The 212-nt window shown below is 31.1% G+C and carries 1 protein-coding gene; it reads left to right on the forward strand.

Features of this window, described 5'->3' with window-relative positions; genetic code table 11:
* A partial coding sequence (locus HMPREF2886_RS34780; RefSeq protein ID WP_218189064.1) for a hypothetical protein occupies window positions 1–212 on the forward strand: 212 nt, incomplete at both ends.

Raw genomic sequence — 212 nt, forward strand, 5'->3', positions numbered from 1 at the left:
CGGTGGGATTTAATCTACCAATTATTTTGGTTGCTGACTCAAGGTCATACCAATGACTTTTACCAGTTACGTGACCAGATTTTGAATGGCAAAGAAGAAGATATTCAATCATTAAAAAACGATATTTTATTATCTGATTTAACTGAAAATGATAAAAATGAACGTTTATGGCAAATCGATATGATGAACACCAATCGAATGAATATCCAAAA

It is taken from the genome of Pseudomonas sp. HMSC066A08, assembly GCF_001813025.1.
GTDB classification, from domain to species: Bacteria; Pseudomonadota; Gammaproteobacteria; order Pseudomonadales; family Pseudomonadaceae; genus Pseudomonas; species Pseudomonas aeruginosa.